The sequence below is a fragment of the Actinoplanes sp. NPDC023801 genome (assembly GCF_040639655.1).
GTDB lineage: Bacteria > Actinomycetota > Actinomycetes > Mycobacteriales > Micromonosporaceae > Actinoplanes.
Map to the genome: position 1 here is coordinate 59,380 of NZ_JBFAAI010000021.1, position 17,638 is coordinate 77,017.

18 protein-coding genes are annotated in these 17,638 nt (G+C 72.9%); 12 read left to right on the plus strand and 6 right to left on the minus strand.

The window, feature by feature from the left end:
- Positions 1 to 72 precede the first annotated feature (72 nt).
- The 4 genes from AB0G04_RS30735 (at position 73) to AB0G04_RS30750 (ending at position 4,491) form a co-directional block, all read left to right on the plus strand.
- Positions 73 to 1,461: an NYN domain-containing protein gene (locus AB0G04_RS30735; RefSeq protein WP_360989654.1), complete on the plus strand. Its 1,389-nt coding sequence runs from the start codon at positions 73 to 75 to the stop codon at positions 1,459 to 1,461.
- A 95-nt stretch (positions 1,462 to 1,556) separates the two neighbouring features.
- Positions 1,557 to 1,778, plus strand: a complete 222-nt coding sequence (locus tag AB0G04_RS30740; protein WP_360989656.1) for a hypothetical protein — start codon at positions 1,557 to 1,559, stop codon at positions 1,776 to 1,778.
- 329 nt (positions 1,779 to 2,107) lie between these two features.
- The gene (locus tag AB0G04_RS30745) at positions 2,108 to 3,364 is read left to right on the plus strand and encodes a M48 family metallopeptidase (RefSeq protein ID WP_360989658.1); all 1,257 of its coding nucleotides are present in this window, start codon (positions 2,108 to 2,110) and stop codon (positions 3,362 to 3,364) included.
- Positions 3,364 to 4,491, plus strand: coding sequence for a glycosyltransferase family 4 protein (locus AB0G04_RS30750; protein WP_360989661.1), 1,128 nt, complete (start codon positions 3,364 to 3,366; stop codon positions 4,489 to 4,491). Before AB0G04_RS30745 ends, AB0G04_RS30750 begins: the two co-directional genes overlap by 1 nt.
- 140 nt (positions 4,492 to 4,631) lie before the next feature.
- Here AB0G04_RS30750 and AB0G04_RS30755 read toward each other — a convergent pair whose 3' ends face one another.
- Positions 4,632 to 5,174, minus strand: coding sequence for a DUF4240 domain-containing protein (locus AB0G04_RS30755; protein ID WP_360989664.1), 543 nt, complete (start codon positions 5,172 to 5,174; stop codon positions 4,632 to 4,634).
- A gap of 220 nt (positions 5,175 to 5,394) precedes the next feature.
- Here AB0G04_RS30755 and AB0G04_RS30760 point away from each other — a divergent pair, with 220 nt between their 5' ends.
- A complete protein-coding gene (locus AB0G04_RS30760; RefSeq protein WP_360989667.1) occupies positions 5,395 to 5,724 on the plus strand; it encodes a thioredoxin family protein in 330 nt (109 codons plus the stop codon).
- 47 nt (positions 5,725 to 5,771) lie between these two features.
- On the opposite strand, the gene AB0G04_RS30765 is transcribed toward AB0G04_RS30760, so the two are convergent.
- Positions 5,772 to 7,046, minus strand: coding sequence for an MFS transporter (locus AB0G04_RS30765; protein WP_360989670.1), 1,275 nt, complete (start codon positions 7,044 to 7,046; stop codon positions 5,772 to 5,774).
- A 70-nt stretch (positions 7,047 to 7,116) separates the two neighbouring features.
- On the opposite strand from AB0G04_RS30765, the gene AB0G04_RS30770 reads away from it, so the two are divergent.
- Positions 7,117 to 7,611 (plus strand): MarR family transcriptional regulator, encoded by a 495-nt coding sequence (locus AB0G04_RS30770; protein WP_360989672.1) that lies wholly within the window; start codon positions 7,117 to 7,119, stop codon positions 7,609 to 7,611.
- Between the two features lie 148 nt (positions 7,612 to 7,759).
- On the opposite strand, the gene AB0G04_RS30775 is transcribed toward AB0G04_RS30770, so the two are convergent.
- Together AB0G04_RS30775 and AB0G04_RS30780 are read right to left on the minus strand one after the other, a co-directional pair.
- Positions 7,760 to 8,428 carry a response regulator transcription factor gene (locus tag AB0G04_RS30775; protein ID WP_014688640.1) on the minus strand — a complete coding sequence of 223 codons (669 nt, stop codon included), beginning with the start codon at positions 8,426 to 8,428 and terminating at the stop codon, positions 7,760 to 7,762.
- A 7-nt stretch (positions 8,429 to 8,435) separates the two neighbouring features.
- Entirely contained in the window at positions 8,436 to 10,064 is a 1,629-nt protein-coding gene (locus AB0G04_RS30780) for a GAF domain-containing sensor histidine kinase (RefSeq protein ID WP_360989842.1), read from the minus strand.
- 157 nt (positions 10,065 to 10,221) lie between these two features.
- Between AB0G04_RS30780 and AB0G04_RS30785 the strand changes: the two genes are divergently transcribed.
- Genes AB0G04_RS30785 through AB0G04_RS30810 form a run of 6 tightly spaced genes read left to right on the plus strand, consistent with a single transcriptional unit; the run spans position 10,222 to position 15,236 of the window.
- A complete protein-coding gene (locus AB0G04_RS30785; protein ID WP_360989674.1) occupies positions 10,222 to 10,674 on the plus strand; it encodes an SRPBCC family protein in 453 nt (150 codons plus the stop codon).
- Between the two features lie 23 nt (positions 10,675 to 10,697).
- The gene (locus AB0G04_RS30790) at positions 10,698 to 11,462 is read left to right on the plus strand and encodes a hypothetical protein (RefSeq protein ID WP_360989677.1); all 765 of its coding nucleotides are present in this window, start codon (positions 10,698 to 10,700) and stop codon (positions 11,460 to 11,462) included.
- Between the two features lie 25 nt (positions 11,463 to 11,487).
- Positions 11,488 to 12,435 (plus strand): ROK family glucokinase, encoded by a 948-nt coding sequence (locus tag AB0G04_RS30795; RefSeq protein WP_360989680.1) that lies wholly within the window; start codon positions 11,488 to 11,490, stop codon positions 12,433 to 12,435.
- An 11-nt stretch (positions 12,436 to 12,446) separates the two neighbouring features.
- Positions 12,447 to 13,124 carry an endonuclease/exonuclease/phosphatase family protein gene (locus AB0G04_RS30800; protein WP_360989683.1) on the plus strand — a complete coding sequence of 226 codons (678 nt, stop codon included), beginning with the start codon at positions 12,447 to 12,449 and terminating at the stop codon, positions 13,122 to 13,124.
- Positions 13,125 to 13,149: 25 nt separating this feature from the next.
- On the plus strand, positions 13,150 to 14,469 hold the full coding sequence (locus AB0G04_RS30805; RefSeq protein WP_360989685.1) for an NAD(P)-binding domain-containing protein: 1,320 nt from the start codon (positions 13,150 to 13,152) through the stop codon (positions 14,467 to 14,469).
- Positions 14,466 to 15,236 (plus strand): alpha/beta hydrolase, encoded by a 771-nt coding sequence (locus AB0G04_RS30810; protein ID WP_360989687.1) that lies wholly within the window; start codon positions 14,466 to 14,468, stop codon positions 15,234 to 15,236. The genes AB0G04_RS30805 and AB0G04_RS30810 overlap by 4 nt, the downstream gene beginning before the upstream one ends.
- Here AB0G04_RS30810 and AB0G04_RS30815 read toward each other — a convergent pair.
- Both AB0G04_RS30815 and AB0G04_RS30820 read right to left on the minus strand, forming a co-directional pair.
- Positions 15,225 to 16,685 carry a trehalose-6-phosphate synthase gene (locus AB0G04_RS30815; protein ID WP_360989690.1) on the minus strand — a complete coding sequence of 487 codons (1,461 nt, stop codon included), beginning with the start codon at positions 16,683 to 16,685 and terminating at the stop codon, positions 15,225 to 15,227. The two genes, AB0G04_RS30810 and AB0G04_RS30815, sit on opposite strands and share 12 nt — an antisense overlap.
- A 34-nt stretch (positions 16,686 to 16,719) precedes the next feature.
- Positions 16,720 to 17,517, minus strand: coding sequence for a DUF308 domain-containing protein (locus tag AB0G04_RS30820; RefSeq protein WP_360989692.1), 798 nt, complete (start codon positions 17,515 to 17,517; stop codon positions 16,720 to 16,722).
- Positions 17,518 to 17,638: the final 121 nt, after the last annotated feature.

A 17,638-nucleotide genomic window follows, 5' to 3' on the forward strand; every position in this document is an offset into this window, starting at 1 on the left:
CCGGGACCGGGGCGCGAAAAGATCACTTGCTCCGCTGGGCTAATCGCCGGTGACCGGTGTGAGAATGGGTAGATGTCCGCACTGCTGAACCCTGATGACCGCCCCGAGGAGGAGGCGGTGCCGGAGGGTGCGGACCTGACCCTCGAAACGGATATCTCACCCGAACCGGTGTTGCCGGAGGCGGTCCGTCAGCGGATCACTTTTCTGGCCGCCGCGGCCCTGCCGTCGCTGCCGGCCGACGAGATGCCGGTCCCGCTGCGCCGGGTCGCCCGTTTCGCGCCCAACCGCCGGGCCCGCCTCGGCGGCCGTGACATCGCCGCCCAGCTCGTCGCCGACCCGCTGTTCCGGCAGCGCATCGGCGCCCGCATCGTCGCCGATTCCGGTGATCTCGGGGCGGCCGTGACCAGCGGGGTCGCGCCGGCCGCGGCCGACCCGGTCGAGGTGGCGGCGCTGGCGTACCTGGCCCGCCCCGACGGCTGGCGGGAACTCATCGGCGCCGCCGGCGACGCGGTCCGGGCCGAGGCCGACAGTGCCGCGGTGACCGCCCAGGTCCGGGCCGCCGAACAGCGCGCCGCCCGTGCCGAGCACGACCGGGCCGTCGCCCGCGTCGAGGCCGACAAGCTCCGTGACGAGCTGGCCCGGGTCCGCGAGGAGCTCGGCCAGGTGCGCGAGGAGGCCCGCAGCTCCGCCAAGGCGCTGCGCGAGGCGCAGGCAGCGCAGAAACGCGCCGCCGATCTGCTGGCGACAGAGAAGGGCCGCGCCTCGCGGGCCACCCTCGACCACGAGGCCGAGCTGCGCCGGCTGCGATCCCGGCTGGCCGACGCCGAGTCGGCCGCCGCCACCGGGAAACAGGCCGCCAAGGACGCGCGTGCCGTCGACGACGCCCGCCTCTGGCTGCTGCTCGAGACCATCGGCCAGGCGGCTTCCGGGCTCCGCCGCGAGCTGGCCCTGGGGCCCGCCGACAAGCTGCCCGCTGACTTCGTCGCCGACTCCTCGGCCGACAAGCCGGGCGCCCCCGAGCGGTCCCGTGCCCGCGCCCAGGACACCGACGACCCGGGCCGCCTGGACCAGTTGCTCGCTCTCCCGCGGGCTCACCTGATCGTCGACGGCTACAACGTGACCAAGCGCGGCTTCGCCGACATGTCCCTGGAGCAGCAGCGCAAACGCCTGATCACCGGGCTCGGCGGGATAGCCGCGCAGACCGGCGACGAGATAACGGTGGTCTTCGACGGCGCCGAACGGGTGCACGGCCTGCCGCCCGCGCCGCGCGGGGTCCGGGTCCTGTTCTCCCGTAAGGGCACCACTGCCGACGAGCTGATCCGCCAGCTCGTCCGGGCCGAGCCGCCGGGCCGCCCGGTCGTGGTCGTCTCCTCCGATCGCGAGGTCGCCGACGGGGTACGCCGGCACGGCGCCTACCCGATGGGCGCGGATTCTCTGCTGCGCCGGCTCGCGCGCTCGTAAAACTGTCATACCCCTCGCTTAGCGTGACTGTCACCGATGGTGGCCGGTCAGTCGCTTGCCTTACGGACGTGGCCGACCTCCGATGAGGAGGGGTAATGATCATCGATTGTGGGCGCTGCGCCGAGCGGAGCGTCGATTGCAACGGGTGCCTGGTCAGTGTGCTCATGGAGACGCCCGACGGCATCGCCGACCTGACACCGGGGGAGCTGCGGGCCATCGAGGTGTTCGAACTGGCCGGTTTCGAGGTGGAGCTGCTGCAGACCCCGCCCCCGCCGGTCTTCCTTCCGGCTGATCCGTCGCGCCGTGACGTGGCGTGATCATGAAAGCGGTGCCGTGGCCGCGCCGCCCGCCCCGGCCGCGGCCATTGCGGGCGGCGGCGTCCGCGGGGCGGCATCCGGTCAGCAGGCACGGACCCCTCGTGGTGTACGAGGTGAGCACGCTGCCCGGGAACACCGACCGAACCGGCCGGTCAGCCGGGAGCGACCGCGAACTCTAGGATTGGCGATCACACGCTGGGACGGTTCGTGCGGGCACCGCCCGTTCCGGATTCGTCCACCGGCGGGCTGTTCCGGCCGGCGCCCGGCCGGGGCGGGGCTGCTTCCGGCGTACCCTCGGAAGGGATCTTGATGTTGGCAGGGGCCGAGCGGTGACTCCACGGTTCTGGGCGGTCGGCACGTTCGCGGTGCTCCTGGTGGCCCTGATCGGGTTCGCCGCCGTCGCCGTGCCCTGGCATCGCGCACCCGCGCCCCGCGCCGACCAGCTCGCCGCCCTCGGCCGGCTGCCCGCCGAACAGGTGGCCCGGTCCCGCGCCTTCCACGCCGCGCTGCGGCCCGGCTCCTACGCCGGCATGGCCCTCGGCCTGCTGGCGGTCCTGCTGCTCGGCCTCACCCCGCTCGGTGCCCGCCTGGTCGAGTTCGCCGGCCGCCCGTTCGGCGACCACTGGCTGGCCCGTGCCGTCCTCGGCGGTCTGCTCGTGGTCCTGGTGACCGAGCTGCTCACCCTGCCACTGGCCGCCTGGCGGCACACCATCGTGGTGCGCTACGGCATCTCCACCCAGACCTGGGGCGGCTGGTCCGTCGACCTGCTCAAATCCTTCGGCGTCGGGGCGATTCTCGGAGCCCTCGTGCTCGCCGGTTTCTTCACCGTCACGCACTTCGCGCCCCGCTGGTGGTGGGCGTTCGGCGCGGCCGGTGCGGCCGGGCTCGTGGTGTTGCTGTCCTTCGTGCTGCCGGTGGTCGTCGAGCCGGTCTTCAACCGGTTCACCCCGATGTCCGACGGTCCGCTGCGTACCGAGTTGCTGCAGCTCGCCGCCCGCGACGGCGTCCCGGTCAAGGACGTGCTGATCGCCGACGCGTCCCGGCGCACCCGGGCGGTCAACGCCTACGTCTCCGGTCTCGGCCCCACCCGCCGGATCGTCGTCTACGACACCATGCTGGCCGAGGCCACCCCCGGCGAGATCGTCTCGGTGACCGCCCACGAACTCGGCCATGCCAAGGACAACGACGTCCTCACCGGCACGATCATGGGCGCGCTCGGTGCCGCCGTCGCCGTGGTCGCCCTCTACCTGCTCGGTTCCTGGCCATGGCTGATCCGCCTGGCGGGCGTCGACTCGATCGCCGAACCCCGGGCCATCGGCCTGCTCCTGGCCGTCACCACGATCGCCGGCCTGATCTCCGGCCCGGCGCAGTCGTTCGTGTCCCGCCGGATCGAGGCCCGGGCCGACGTCCACGCCCTCGAGCTGACCGCCGACGCCCAGACCTTCGAGGCGATGCAGCGCCGTCTCGGCACCGTCAACCTGTCCGACCCCGACCCGCCAGCCTGGGAGCACGCCATGTTCGCCTCGCACCCGTCCACCGTGCAGCGGATGGCCGCCGCCCGAGCCTGGGCCCGGGGAGACCGCTGATGGCCCGCACCCTGCTCGTCACCAACGACTTCCCGCCGCGGCCCGGCGGCATCCAGCAGTTCGTGCACAATCTGGCGGTGCGCCAGCCGGCCGGCTCGATCGTCGTCTACTCGTCGACCTGGCGCGGCGCCGCCGATTTCGACGCCGAGCAGCCGTTCGAGGTCGTCCGCGAGAAGACCGGCCTCCTCCTGCCCACCCCGGCCGTCGCCCGCCGCGCCGCCGAACTCGCCCGCGCACACGGGTGCGACAGCATCCTCTTCGGTGCCGCCGCCCCGCTCGGCCTGCTCGCCCACGGCCTGCGCCGCAACGCCGGCATCCGCCGGGCCGTCGGCATCACCCATGGTCACGAGATCGGCTGGGCCGCGCTGCCCGGGGCACGCGGTCTGCTCCGCCGCATCGCCCGCGGCAACGACGTCATCACCTATCTCGGCGAATACCAGCGCACCCGTCTCGACAGGGCCCTGCACGGCCTCACCGACCTGCGGCGGCTCGCCCCCGGCGTCGACGTCGACAAGTTCCACCCCGGCGTCGACGGCGCCGCTGTCCGCGGACGCCACGGGCTCAGCGACCGTCCGGTCGTCGTCTGCGTCTCCCGGCTGGTGCCCCGCAAGGGTCAGGACATGCTCATCCGTGCCCTGCCGGAGATCCGCCGCCGCGTCCCCGGGGCGGCGTTGCTGCTGGTCAGCGGCGGCCCGTACCGCAAGACGCTGGAACGGCTGGCCCGCGAGCACGACGTCGAGGCCGACGTGGTGTTCACCGGTTCGGTGCCGTGGGCGGAACTGCCCGACCACTACGCGGCCGGTGACGTCTACGCCATGCCGTGCCGTACCCGGGCTGTCGGACTGGACGTCGAAGGCCTCGGCATCGTGTACCTGGAAGCCTCCGCGACCGGCCTGCCCGTCATCGGCGGCGACTCCGGCGGCGCCCCCGACGCCGTTCGTGACGGCGAGACCGGCTACGTGGTCGGTGGCTCCGATGTCGCCGCCATCGCCGCCCGGACCGCCGAACTGCTCGGCGACCCGGTCAAGGCGAAGGCGATGGGCGAGGCCGGCCGCGCGTGGGTGGAACAGGAGTGGCGCTGGGAGACCCAGGCCGCCCGCCTGACCGGCCTGCTCACCACGACCTGATCTCCCTCCCCGGTCCCGCGAAAGACGAGGGGCCTCCCGATGCCTTCCGCGCGGCGGTGCCCAAGGCCGCCCCGGAGCGGGCCTCACTGCCGACCGGCCCGGTTCTTGCGGTGGTGCCCAAGGCCGCCCGAGAGCAGGCCTTACTGCCAGCCGGCCCGGTTGCTGTGGCTCTCGCGGCTGATGCCGGAGCCGGTCTGCGGGTAGTCGCCGAACCGGCTGTTGTGGAGGTGGGCGAAGAAGTAACACATCTCCTCCCACTCGGCGTCCATGATCGCTTTGGCCGGGTCGGCCTTGACCGCCTCGTAGAACGAGCGGCCCGCGGCCACGATGAAGCCCCGGGCGTAGAGGAAGCCGTCGTCCGAGCCGTCGGTGAACTCGTGGATGTCCTCCCGGTCGATGTCATGGAGCTTGCGCTCGAGGACGCGATCCAAAACGGTCAGCTCGGCCGCGGACAGGCCGGCGCAGGCGGCCCGCAGCCGCTCGGTGAACTTGTCGAGCCAGGCGTCGAGGGCGTACAGCGCCTCGTCATCCTCCCCGTCCGGGTCCGGCGTGCGGTCGACCAGCAAGTGCCGGATCCGGGCGGGCTCCGGCCCCAGCTCGGCCCACGCGGACTCGATCAGCTGCCAGAAACGGTCCTCTTCCGCGGAGGTGGGAATCTTCGCGCCGGATGCATCGGTGGTCATGGCCGGGAACCTAACAGCAGGGTCTGACAGAACGAGGAGACCCCGAAAGCTACGGGGGCGCAGCCCGTCACGGGCGGCCGGCGGGCCGGGCGGCGCCGGCGGGTCCGGGCGCTTGGCCACGGGTGGCGGTGGCGGGTCGGGCGGCGCTAGCGGGTCCGGGGCGCCTGGCCGCGGGTCGGCGGAGGTGGCGGGTCCGGCGGCGACGAGCCAAGATCAAGGGATGACCGACGGCGTACGGCTGGAGCCCGCCCTCCTGGCGCGGCTGGGGGTGGAGCCGGCCCCGGCCACCCTGCTCCAGTTCTCCACGGCGTTCTGTGCACCGTGCCGTGCCGTGCGCCGGATCAGTGCCGAGGTCGCGGCCCTGCTCCCGGGCGTCCGGCACGTCGAGGTGGACGCCGAGAGCCACCTCGGCGAGGTCCGGGAGCTGGACGTCCGGCAGACCCCGACCCTGCTGATCCTCGACGCCGAGGGCCGTGAGGTCCGCCGCGCGACCGGCGTGCCGACGAAGCCGCAACTGATCGCCGCACTCGCGGGCCTTCTGCAGCGGTGAAGTCCGACACGGCGGGCGCCCGGACCTGACCCGCGAATGACCGGTGGTCAGCCGGCCGGATGGTGGTGCCGCGGCGGTTCGACGGGCATCGCGTCGGCGGGCGTCGGATCGAGGAGCGGCACCAAGGGGTCCGGTGCGGGCGCGCCGGTGCGGGTCAGGCGCCGGGAGCCGCGGACCGCGAGCATGGCGATGGCCGCGATGAGCAGGACGGCCGCACAGACGGTCAGCACCGGGTCGATGCCGAACCGGTCGGAGAGCGGCCCGGCCAGCGCGTTGCCCACCGGCATGGCCAGGAACGACGCCAGATAGTCCCAGGAGCTGACCCGGCCCAGAGCCCGGTGCGGCACGTTCTCCTGCAGGGAGGTGTCCCAGGCGACGTCGTAGAAGAGCAGGCCGGCGTACCCGATCACGGCGCCGATCATGATGGCCGCGAGGGTGCCGGGCCAGACGTACGCGAAAGCCCACACCGACATCAGCGGCAGTGCCAGCAGGCCGGCGAAGAGCAGGCGGCGCGGCCGGAACCGCATCCCGATGGCCGAGCCGATCACGCCGCCCAGGCCCTCGGCCGCGGCGATCCAGCCGATCGCGTGGGCGCCGCCGAGCCGCTCCATCGCGACCACCAGTACGAGCACCAGGATCACGCCGTTGGCGAGGTGGTACGCCGTGGCGCCGAGCAGGTTGGCGAGCAGCCAGTCGCGGCTGCGGATCTCGCGCCATCCGGAGGTCAGTTCGGCCAGCATGGGGGAGCGGGGGCCGCGCGGGGCCCGTACCCGGATCAGGGCGGCGGCGACCAGGGAGGCCAGGAAGCTGACCGCGTTGATGGAGAAACCGGCCGGCGCGCCGAAGGCCGCGACGGTGATGCCGGCCGTGGCCGGACCGGCGACGCCGCACGCGGACTGCAGCAGGCTGAGGGTGGCGTTGGCCTTCTGGCGTTCCTCGGCCGGGACGAGCAGCGGTTTGAGGGAGCTCATCGCCGGGCTGAAGAAGCTGCCGGCGCCGGCCGAGACGACGGTGAGGGCGCAGAGACCGGCCAGGTGGTAGCCGCCGCCGGCGAACATGGCCGCGATGCCGGCGGTGGCGGCGAACCGGATCAGGTCGGAGACGACCATGACGCGCTGGGGCTGGAGCCGGTCGGCCCAGATGCCGCCGAAAAGTGTGCCGGCCAGCAGCGTGAGGATGTTCGTCGCCATGACGATGCCGAGGTCGTGGGCGCCGCGGCCGGTGGTGTTGACGACGGCGACGGCGAGGGCGACGGTCTGGAACGCGTTGCCGAGCCAGGAGAGCCCCTGGCCGACGGCGAGCAGCCGGAAGTCACGAGTCATGACGGCGAGATTAGTTCACCGTCTAACTATCCGCCATCTAATAATCAGAGACGTGGCACACTTGGTCGGTATGGAAGACAGCGTGGATCAGCATGTGGCCCGGTGGGCGACGTTCTGGAAGGACGAACCGGCCTTCGCGCCCGAGGTCGAGGGAGCTCTGGTCCGGATGAAGCACATTCAGCGCTGGATCGACCGGGCCGATCTGTCGATCTTCACGGAGGGCTTCACGCCCCAGGACTTCAAGACGCTGCACGTGCTGATGGTGCAACCGTGGCCCACCGAGGCGACCCCCGCGCAGCTGGCCGAGGCGGCGAACGTGACCCGCGCGGCGATGACCAGCCGGCTCGACCGGCTGGCCGAGGCGGGGCTGATCACGCGGCAGATGGACGGCGCCGACCGGCGGCGGATCCTCGTCCGGCCCACCCAGGAGGGCAGGAAGATGTGGAACAAATACATCTTCAAGGGCATGGCGGTCGACCAGCGGGCCCTGCGCGGCTTGAGCGTCGAGGAGCTGGGGCAGCTCAACGGTCTCCTGCGGAAGGTCCTGCTCGCGCTGGAGGAGTGAGGGGGCGCGTGGAGGCGGCAGCCATCGTCGCGGCCGCTTGGGCTTCGGTCGCGTGCCTCGGCGCGGCCTTCGGGCTCTGCCGGGGCCGCGACGCTAATATCTCGATTCGGCGCCTGAAAAACAGAAACGCCGAATCTGTCGGGATTGTCTAGAACTTAGGCGCGTCGGGCGCTTCGAGCAGGCCCAGTCGCAGCGCGGTCATGAGCGCCTGTGCCCGGTTCGCGGCACCCAGCTTCTCGTACAGCTTCGAGATGTGGGTCTTGGCCGTCGACTCGGAGACGAACAGCTGCTTGGCGATGCCGGCGACGCTCATGCCGTCGGCCAGCAACCGCAGCACCTGGCCCTCGCGAGGCGAGAGCTGCGGGCCGGACGGAGCGAGGCGCCGCTTCATGGCCTCGGCCAGATCGGCCGCCGTGAACGCGCTCGGTGCCGACGCCGCGTGCCGGGCGGCCGCCACCACCTCGTCGGCCGGTGCGGTCTTGGGCACGAACGCGCTGGCCCCGGCCTCGAGAGCGCCGAAGAGCTGGTCGTCGCCCGCATACATGGTCAGGACCACGATGCCCATGTTGGCGTTGTTCTTCCGCAACGCGCGGGTCGCCTCCAGGCCGCTGCCGTCGGGCAGGCGCAGGTCCATGATCACGACATCGGGCTGCAGCGCACCGGCCTGGCGCACCGCTTCCGCCGCCGTGGCGGCCTCGCCGACGACCTCGAACTGCCGGTCGCGCTCGAATGCGTGTCGCAGCCCTTTACGGATCAGGTCGTGATCGTCGACAAGGAGGACCTTGGTGCGCGTCGTCGGCGCAGGACTGGTCGACATGCTCGGGTTACTCCCCTTCTGGAGCTGAAACGCTATCCCGCACGCTATCGCGCCGAGGCGGGGTTCCGAGCACTACGGCGACGGTTGTCCCGCTGGGGTGTCGCGGCGTGATCTTGAGACGGCCTCGGATGCGTTCGGCGCGTTCCGCCATGATGGTAAGACCGTAACGGCCGTCGGGGCGGGTGTCCGCGAACCCCTTGCCGTCGTCGGACACCTCGATCTCCGCGTACGGCGGGTCGACGGTGCATGTCACCCACAGGTTCGACGCACCGGCGTGCTTGCGCGCGTTGGTGATCGCCTCCTGGGCGATCCGGAGCAGTTCGGCCTCGGTCGCGGCGGGCAGGCGGGCGGTCGACTCGTCGAAGGTGAAGTGCACCCGCAGGCCGGCGCTCGTGCCCAGGGTCCGCGCGTACTCCGCGATGGCCGCGGCCAGACCGCCGTTGCGGTCGACCTCGGACCGCAGCTCGAACAGGCTCAGACGCAGCTCGGTGATCACCCGGGTCACCTCGGCCCGCAGTGTCCGCAGCTCCTCGGCGGTCTCCTCGGCTCCCTCCGGCAGGGTCGCCTGCGCGTTGTCGATGCCGTAGCCGACCATCACCAGCTCCTGCGCGACCCCGTCGTGGATCTCGCGGGCCAGGCGCTGGCGCTCCTCGTTGGTGGCGAGCGAGCGGACGTCGTCGAAGAGCAGGGCGGCCTCCAGGCGCAGCGAGGCCGGGCCGGTCACCTCGGTCACGGCCTGGACCACCGAGGACGGGTACGCCCCGGAGGCATCCGTCTCCAGGATCACGAGGCCGATCGTCCGGACCCCGGCGACCAGCGGCACCACCAGCGACGACACGTCGCCACCGGGGTGGCTGCGGGCCTGCGACCGGCTCGCCGTCTGCGGCTGCTGGGTGGCCCAGGCGTCGGCGATGCCGGAGTCCGCGTCGAGGGTGGTCTCCCAGTCGACGCGTTCCGCCCCGGTCTGCGCCAGCACCACGAGCCGTCCGCCGCCGCTGGCCGACAGCACCGCCGCCCGGTGGCCGGGCGCGACCGCGCGCAGCTCCTCGAGCAGGTGCTCGGAGATGCCGCCGGGGTCGAGGGTGGCGCCCGGCAGGGAACGGGCCACGCTGCGCAGCTGGGTCAGCAGGCGGGTGGCCTCCGCGTACGGCTGCGGGGTGGGCTCCGGCGGCTGCAGCAGCTGACGCATCGTCTCGGCGGCGAACGTGATGATCGCGCCGAGCACCAGCCACTGGCCGCACGCGGCCAGATAGCCGGGCTGGCGCAGCGTCTCGGCGGACGGGCCGGCGACCGCGCCGCCGACCACCATGGCGACCGCCGCGACGCCGAGCAGCGCGATGCCCTCGGCCGTGCGGCGCCGCAGGGCCGCGGTCAGCAGTGGCACCGCCAGGTACGGCAGGACGGCCTCCGCGCCGAACCCGGCGTCGACCCGGTCGGCGGTGACCGCCGCGGCGGCGACCGATCCGGCGGCGAGGCAGGTCACCACCACCTCACCGAACCGGCCGAGCGGGGCCAGGACGGCATGGCCGCGGGCGATGAACGAGGGCACCGCGGCGACCGCCAGCAGCGCGATCCAGCCGAGCTGGACCGGGTCGCCGGTGGCGGTCAGGGTCAGGGCGGCGACCAGCGCGAGCATGACGGCGCGGGCGGCGGCTTCGGCCGGTCGGATGCGCACGGGACCACTGGCGAGGGCTGGCACGTGACGGATGGTAGCGGCCGGGGCGGACATCGGCTCGTTCCGCGCCACGCCCCGGTCGCGCGATCCTTCGTCCCCGGCGGGTAGCCTCGCCTGCATGGCGGACACCTCGACGCAGTCGATTCAGGTCCATGCGCCCCTGGCCCGGGTGGCGGCGGTGATCTGTGACTTTGCGCGCTACCCCGAGTGGGCGGAGTCGATCAAGAAGGTGCAGGTCCTCGAGGAGTACGAGGACGGTTATGCCGCCCAGGTGCGCTTCCAGATCGACGCCACCGTGCTCGTCGACGAGTACACCCTGGAGTACGCGTACGCCGACGACCTCTCCCGGATCGAGTGGCACCTGGTCGAGCCGTCGAAGACGCAGCGTTCCCAGGAGGGCTCCTACGACCTGGTGGAGAACGCCGACGGCAGCACCTCCGTGACGTACACCCTTGCGGTTGATCTTGCGATCGGGATGCTCGGGATGTTCCGGCGCAAGGCCGAGAAAATGATCATGGATACGGCGCTGAAGGAGCTCAAGCGCCGCGTCGAGAGCATGCCCGCGGCCTGACCGCGGGCCGAGGGGAGCGCGAGATGTCCGGATCAGCTCGGGAAGAGGCCGAACGGCTGGTCGCGGCGGTCCTCGCACGCGCCTCGGCGGCGTCGGCCGGCCACTCCGCGGGGAACGGCTTCGGCCTCCTGGGTGAATCCGTGGCCGGCCTGATCGGCGTGCTCAACCGCGGCGACTGGTCGACCGGGAGCGCCGAGTGCTGCGTCTGCCCGGTCTGCAAGGCGATCGCGGCCGTGCGCGACCCCAGCCCGGAGACGGCCGAGCGGCTCGCCGCCAGTGCCGGCGACATCGCCAGTGGCGTCGCCGGTCTGATGCGGGCGTTCTCCTCGATGGCCGCGGAGAACCCCCGGCCGCCGGCCCCGCGTACCCGGCCCACGCCCGCCCCGGACCAGGCCTGGTCCGCCGCCACCCGCGTCGAGCAGCAGGAGGAGCCGCCGGCCCCGGCGGGTGCCGGCGGGGACCCGTGGGCGGCGGCCAGCGCGGCCGACGCCCGCGAGGCGGCCACCGCCGCCCGGGCCCGCGCCGCCGCGGCCGAGGAGGCGGTGGCGAGAGCGGTCGCCCAGGCCAAGGCCCGGGCGGCCCGGCACGCCGGGACCGGGGACCATGGCGCCCCGGCGCCGGCTGCCGCAGGATCCCGGACGGGCGACGTCTGGGCCATGGCCACCACGGAGGTGGCCGCAGACGACGCGGCCGAGCCCCGTAGCGTGGATCATGAGCTGGGCGCCTCGGCGCCTGAGGACCGCGACCCGGGAGTGGGCGACGACGCCCGCCCGGGCGGCGCGGTGTGAACTGTTTGCAGAGGGGACGGGCAGCGTGACGCTGACCATCGGAATCGACGTCGGCGGCACCAAGGTCGCCGGTGGCGTGGTCGACGAGCACGGCAACGTGCTGGCGTCGAACCGCCGGCCGACACCGGCGGACGACCCGGCCGGCACCCGGGACACGATCGTCGAGGTGGCCGCTGAACTGGTCGCTCAATATCCGCAGGCCACCGCCATCGGGATCGGGGCCGCCGCATGGATCGACGCCACCGGCTCGACCGTGCTCTTCGCGCCGAACCTGGCCTGGCGGGACGAGCCGCTGCGGGACTACGTCACCAAGGCCATCGGCCTGCCGACCGTGCTGGAGAACGACGCGAACGTCGCAGCCTGGGCCGAGTTCCGGTTCGGGGTGGCCCGGCACGCCGACTCGATGGTGATGATCACCGTCGGTACCGGCATCGGGGGCGCGATCGTGACCAACGGCGGCCTGTGGCGTGGCGCCAACGGCATCGCCGCCGAACTCGGCCACATCCAGTCTGTTCCGGACGGGCACCCGTGCGGCTGCGGGCGGCTCGGCTGCCTGGAGCAGTACGCGAGCGGCAACGCCCTGGTCCGGTTCGGCCGGGCCGGCGCCCGTCAGGAACCGGAGCGGGCCGCTGCGCTGCTCGCTCTGGCCGGTGGTGACCCCCTGGCCATCACCGGCCGGCAGATCACCGAGGCCGCGCGAGCCGGCGACGGGGTGGCGATGGACGCCTTCGCCCAGGTCGGCTACTGGCTCGGGGTGGCGCTGGCCGACCTGGCGCAGAGCCTCGACCCGCAGATGATGGTGATCGGCGGCGGTGTGATCGACGCGGGACCGCTGCTGATGGGGCCGATCGAGCGGGCGTACCGGGATCAGCTGGCCAACCGGAACCGTTTCCCGGTGGCCGAGGTGCACGCCGCCCGGATGGGCAACGCCGCCGGCGTGGCCGGCGCTGCCGACCTCGCCCGACGCGGCTGAGGCGGCCGGGGATGTCCGGGGTTCCGCTGCGGGTGGTCAGCTACAACGTCCACGGGTTGCGGGACGACCGGGCCGCGCTGACCGGGCTGATCCGTGACCTGGCCCCGGACGTCCTCGTCGTGCAGGAGGCGCCGCGCCGGTTCCGGTGGCGGCAGAAATGCGCCGCGTTCGCCACCGAGACCGGCCTGGTGGTGGCCGCCGGCGGGTTGCCGTCGCTGGGCAACCTGCTGCTGGTCAGCCTCCGGGTCCGGATCCGGCGGAGCTGGTGCCTGCGGTACCCGCTGACCCCGGGCCGGCACATGCGCGGCGCCGTCTTCGCCGAGGGCGCGGTACGCGGGGCGACGTTCACGGTCTCCGGCTCGCACCTGGCCACCGACCCGGCCGAGCGGCCCGAGCAGGCCGCCTTCTGGAAGGCCGAGCTGGAGAAGATCGACGGGCCGCTGGTGGTCGCCGCCGACCTCAACGAGGGCCCGGGCGGCGGCGCCTGGCGTACGGTCGGGGACGGCCTGCTCGGCTCGTCCGACGAACTGCCGACCTTCCCGGCCTCGGTGCCCAGCCGCCGCATCGACGGGCTGTTCGTCACACCCGGCGTGACCATCGAACGTTACGAGATCGTCTCGACCGATCGGGCACGCGTGGCGAGTGATCATCTACCCATCGTCGCGGACCTTTTGCTCCCTTCCTCCTAAGCGTGCGGTCTGCAAGGATCGCCGGGTGCAAGACTCCCCCGACCTCGGCGACCGTGGCGGCGCCGTCTGCGTCGTCGGCGCCGGCGCCAGCGGCCTGACCGCCATCAAGAACCTGCGTGAGCAGGGCTTCGCGGTGGACTGCTACGAGCGAGAGACCTCCGTCGGCGGTGCCTGGAACTGGCGCCACGACCGCAGCCCGGTGTACGCCGGCGCCCACCTCGTCTCGTCACGGCCGCTCACCGAGTTCCCCGACTTCCCGATGCCGGACACCTGGCCCGACTACCCCCACCACAGCCAGGTCCTGGAGTACCTGGAGCGGTACGCGAAGCACTTCGGGCTCGGCGAGCACATCTGGTACGGCATGGAGGTCACGTCGATCGTGCCGGCCGGCGACGGCCGCTGGGACGTGACCATCCAGTCGATCGGCGGCGGCACCTCCCGGGTGCAGCGGTACGCCGCCGTGGTGATCGCGAACGGACACAACTGGTCACCGGTCACTCCGGAGATCCCGGGCGACTTCGCCGGCCAGGTGATCCACGCGAGCGCCTGCAAGGACCCGGCCCGCATGCGTGGCCGGAAGGTGCTGGTGATCGGCGGCGGCAACACCGGCTGCGACCTGGCTGTGGAGGCGGCCCAGCACGCCGGCCGGGTCTGGCACTCGACCCGGCGCGGCTACTGGTACTTCCCGAAGTACGTGGGCAACCGGCCGGCCGACCAGGTCCACCACCGGCGGATGCCGTCCTGGCTGCGCGACCGCCGCCTGCGCCGGACCGCCGCCGACCTGACCCGCTGGGGTGTCCCCGCACCGGACCACGCGCCGCTGGAGAGCCATCCGATCGTCAACGGCCTGCTGCCGCACTACCTGGGCCACGGCCGGATCGAGGCGGTGCCGGACGTGACCCGCTACGACGGCACCGCCGTGGAGCTGGCCGGCGGCCGGTGGATCGAGCCGGAACTGGTGATCACCGCGACCGGGTACCGGCCCAATTTCGACTTCCTCGAGCCGGAGCTGCTCGACATCGACGAGGACGGCCGGCCCGACCTTCACCTGCACGCGTTCGCCCGCAAGCATCCGACGCTCGCCGTGGTCGGCCTGGTGCAGGCCGCGGCCGGGTTGTTCCCGCTGGCGCACTGGCAGAGCGTCGCGGTGGCCCGCTGGCTGCGGCTGCGGGCCGACGATCCGGACAAGGCCGCCGCCGTGCAACGGGAGGAGTCGCGGCGCCCGCTGGCGTCCTGGTCCCGGCGCAAGGTGGTGCCGAGCCGCCGGCACTGGTTCGAGGTCGACCACGTCGACTACCTGCGGGCCGTGGAGAGCCTGCTGACGAACATGGGGACGGCGAAGTGAGCGGGATCCTGCGTTTCGAGGACTGGTCCGATCCCGTGCCGCCGGCCGAACGTGAGGTCGTGTCCCGGCTGCCCGAGGACGACGGCGGCCGTCCGCCGCTGCTGTTCGTGCCCGGCCTGGGGCACGGTGCCTGGGCGTTCGCCGAGCACTGGCTGGCGCACGCCGCCGGCCGGGGCTTCCCGGCGTACGCCGTCACCCCGCGTCCCGGCGGCGACCTGCGCGCCCAGGCTCACGACGTGGTGCAGGTGGCGGCGTCGCTGCCCCGTCAGACGGTCCTGATCGGCCACGGGACGGGCGGCCGGGTGGTGGCCCGGGCGCTGGGGCGTTATCCGGCCCGTGCGGCCGTGCTGGTGGCTCCGCTGCTGGACGGCTGGGCGGCGCTCGGGGCGGCCCTGCGAAGCAATCCCACGGGCACGGTACCGGCGTTGTTCGGCAGGCGGCTCAAGTTCTCCGCCCGGCAGCTGTTCGGGCCGGAGCTGCCCGCTGAGGAGGCGGCAGCGCACCTGGAGCGGGTCGGCGCCCGCCCGGCCGCCGGCCTGCTGGCTCGCGACGAGCTGCCGGCGCCGGTCGGCGGGCCGCCCACGCTCGTGGTGGGCAGCCCGGACGACCGGGTGGTGCCGCGGGCGGCCCTGGACCGGGCGGCCGCCCGGTACGGCGGTGCACCGCTGCTCTTCCCCGGCATGGGCCACTACCTGATGCTGGAGCCCGGCTGGGCCGAGCCGATCGACGCGATCCTCGACTGGCTGGACAAGGAGTTACCGCGCTGAACGCTGCCGGGGCGGCCGCCGCCGCGACGGCGGGGCCGTCCGCGGCAGCCGGTCGGCCAGCCGGCCGGTGTGGTCGAGCGCGCTCAGGTAGGCCCGAGCCCACGCGATGATGTCGTGCTCGGTGATGTGCCGGCGCATCGCCGTCATCCGGGCGGTCAGGTCGCTGCTGTCCGCCTCCATGGCCCGCAGCAGGGTCTCCTTCAGGCCGTCCACGTCGTGCGGGTTCACCAGGAACGCCTGCGAGAGCTCCGCGGCTGCGCCGGCGAACTCGCTGAGCACCAGTGCGCCGCTGCCGTCCTCGCGGGCCGCGACGAACTCCTTGGCGACCAGGTTCATCCCGTCCCGCAGCGGGGTCACCACCATGACGTCGGCGGTCTGGTACAACGCGGCCAGCTGGGAACGGCCGAACGGCTGGTTCAGGTAGTGGATGGCGGGCTCACCGACCCGGCCGAACTCACCGTTGATCCGGCCCACCTCGCCCTCGATCCGGTCGCGCAGGTCCCGGTAGCTCTCCACCCGTTCCCGGCTGGGTACCGCCACCTGGACCATCACGGTGTCGCGCACCTTCACGAAGCCGTCGCGCAGCAGTTCGCTGTACGCGGTGAGCCGGTGCTCGATGCCTTTGGTCCAGTCGAGGCGGTCGACGCTGAGCAGCACCCGTTTCGGCTGCCCGAGGTTGTGCCGCAGCTGCTTGGACTGGCTGACGACGTCCGGCCGGGTGGCCAGCGCCTGCATCTCGGTGACGTCGATGGAGACCGGGAACGCCCCGGTGCGTACGGTCCGCCCGTCGAACGTGATGGTGTTGTCGGCGTTGACCGCCCCGAGCAGCTTCTTGGCGAGCTGTGCGACGTTGTGCGCGGCCTGTTCACGCTGGAAACCGACCAGGTCGGCACCGAGCATGCCGCGCAGCAGTTCGACCCGGCGGGGGAGTTGCATGTACAGCTCCGGAGGCGGGAACGGCACGTGCATGAAGAAGCCGATCAGCAGATCCGGCCGCAGCTCGCGGAGCATCCCGGGGACCAGCTGGAGGTGGTAGTCCTGCACCCAGACGGCGGCGCCGGGCTCGGCGACCTCGGCGGCGGCCTCGGCGAACCGCTGGTTCACCGTCCGGTACGTCTCCCACCAGCCCCGGTCGAACGTCGGCTGCTGCACCGCGTCGTGGTACAGCGGCCAGAGGGTCGAGTTGGCGAATCCCTCGTAGTACCCGCGCAGCTCGTCCTCGGTCAGCGACACGGGCCGTAGCCGCAGACTGCCGATGTCCGGCAGGGCCGGCGCCGGCCCCACTCCGCCGGCCCAGCCGACCCAGGTGGCCGGGGTCTGTTCCAGGATCGCGTGCAAGGCGCTGGCCAGGCCGCCGGGGCTGCGGCGCCACTCGCAGGCCCCGTCCGGAGCGGCGCTGTCATCCAGTGGCAGACGGTTGGCGATGACGACGAGCGAACTCTGACGCATCACCGTAGGTTATCGGTTGGACACCGATGTCTGTCTATACGACGGCACCGTCGTCGAACTCGTCGTCGTCATCGCCGGAGCGCAGACGCCAGACCAGGGTGCCCGCGCCCCCGATGATCGCCGCGAAGCCCAGCACGGTGACCAGGTTGGGGTCGATCGGGAGCAGCTCGGGGAAGAGGAAGAGCACGAAGCCGACCGCGACACCGAGCAGGGCCGTCGCCGCGTACTTCGAGATGCGCGGCAGCGGCGGTGGCGGGGGAGGGACGTACCGCTCCTCGTCCTCGTCGTCGGCCGGGAGATCGGTGCCGAACGTGTCGAGTCCGTAGAGGATCGACGGCTCGTCCTTCGGGTCGGTGCGCCGCCGGTTGTGCGGCGTGCCCTCGTCGGTCACCGGGCGGGCCGGTGGTGACGGCGGGCCGGGGTCGTCCTCGGCGGCCGGCCACGGTGCCGTCCCGGTGTCGACCGTGGTGTGGAAGCCGGCGATGATCTTCGCCCACTCCTCGTCCACCTCGGCCTGTGGTTTCGGCTCGGGCGCCGGCGCGGCGGGCGGGGTCGGCGGTGCGCCGCCGGTCACCTTCTGCAGGTGCTCCTTGGCGGTCGCCAGATGCGTCCGGTCGACGAACAGCCGATCGATCGGCCGCGCGGGCAGTGTCGTCGCACGCAGGATCGGGTTGAGATCGGCCGTCGGCTGGAGGTACGCCGCGATCCCACCGGCCGCGAGAACGTCGAGCAGGTGCTCGCCGATCCGTGGATCCACATCTCCCGCCGCCGCGTAGTCGGCGGCGTCGAGCCCGTTGTCGCGCCGCCCGCGACGGGCGCCACCCGCTGTCACCGATGCACACCCCCTTGCCGACCGTGCCTTGAATGGTGACACGGCAGGCACCCGTTGCGGGAGTGCGTTGTGATGCGCCGTCCCCGCTTCGTACGCTTCCACTGGCCCCGGACGCACGGTG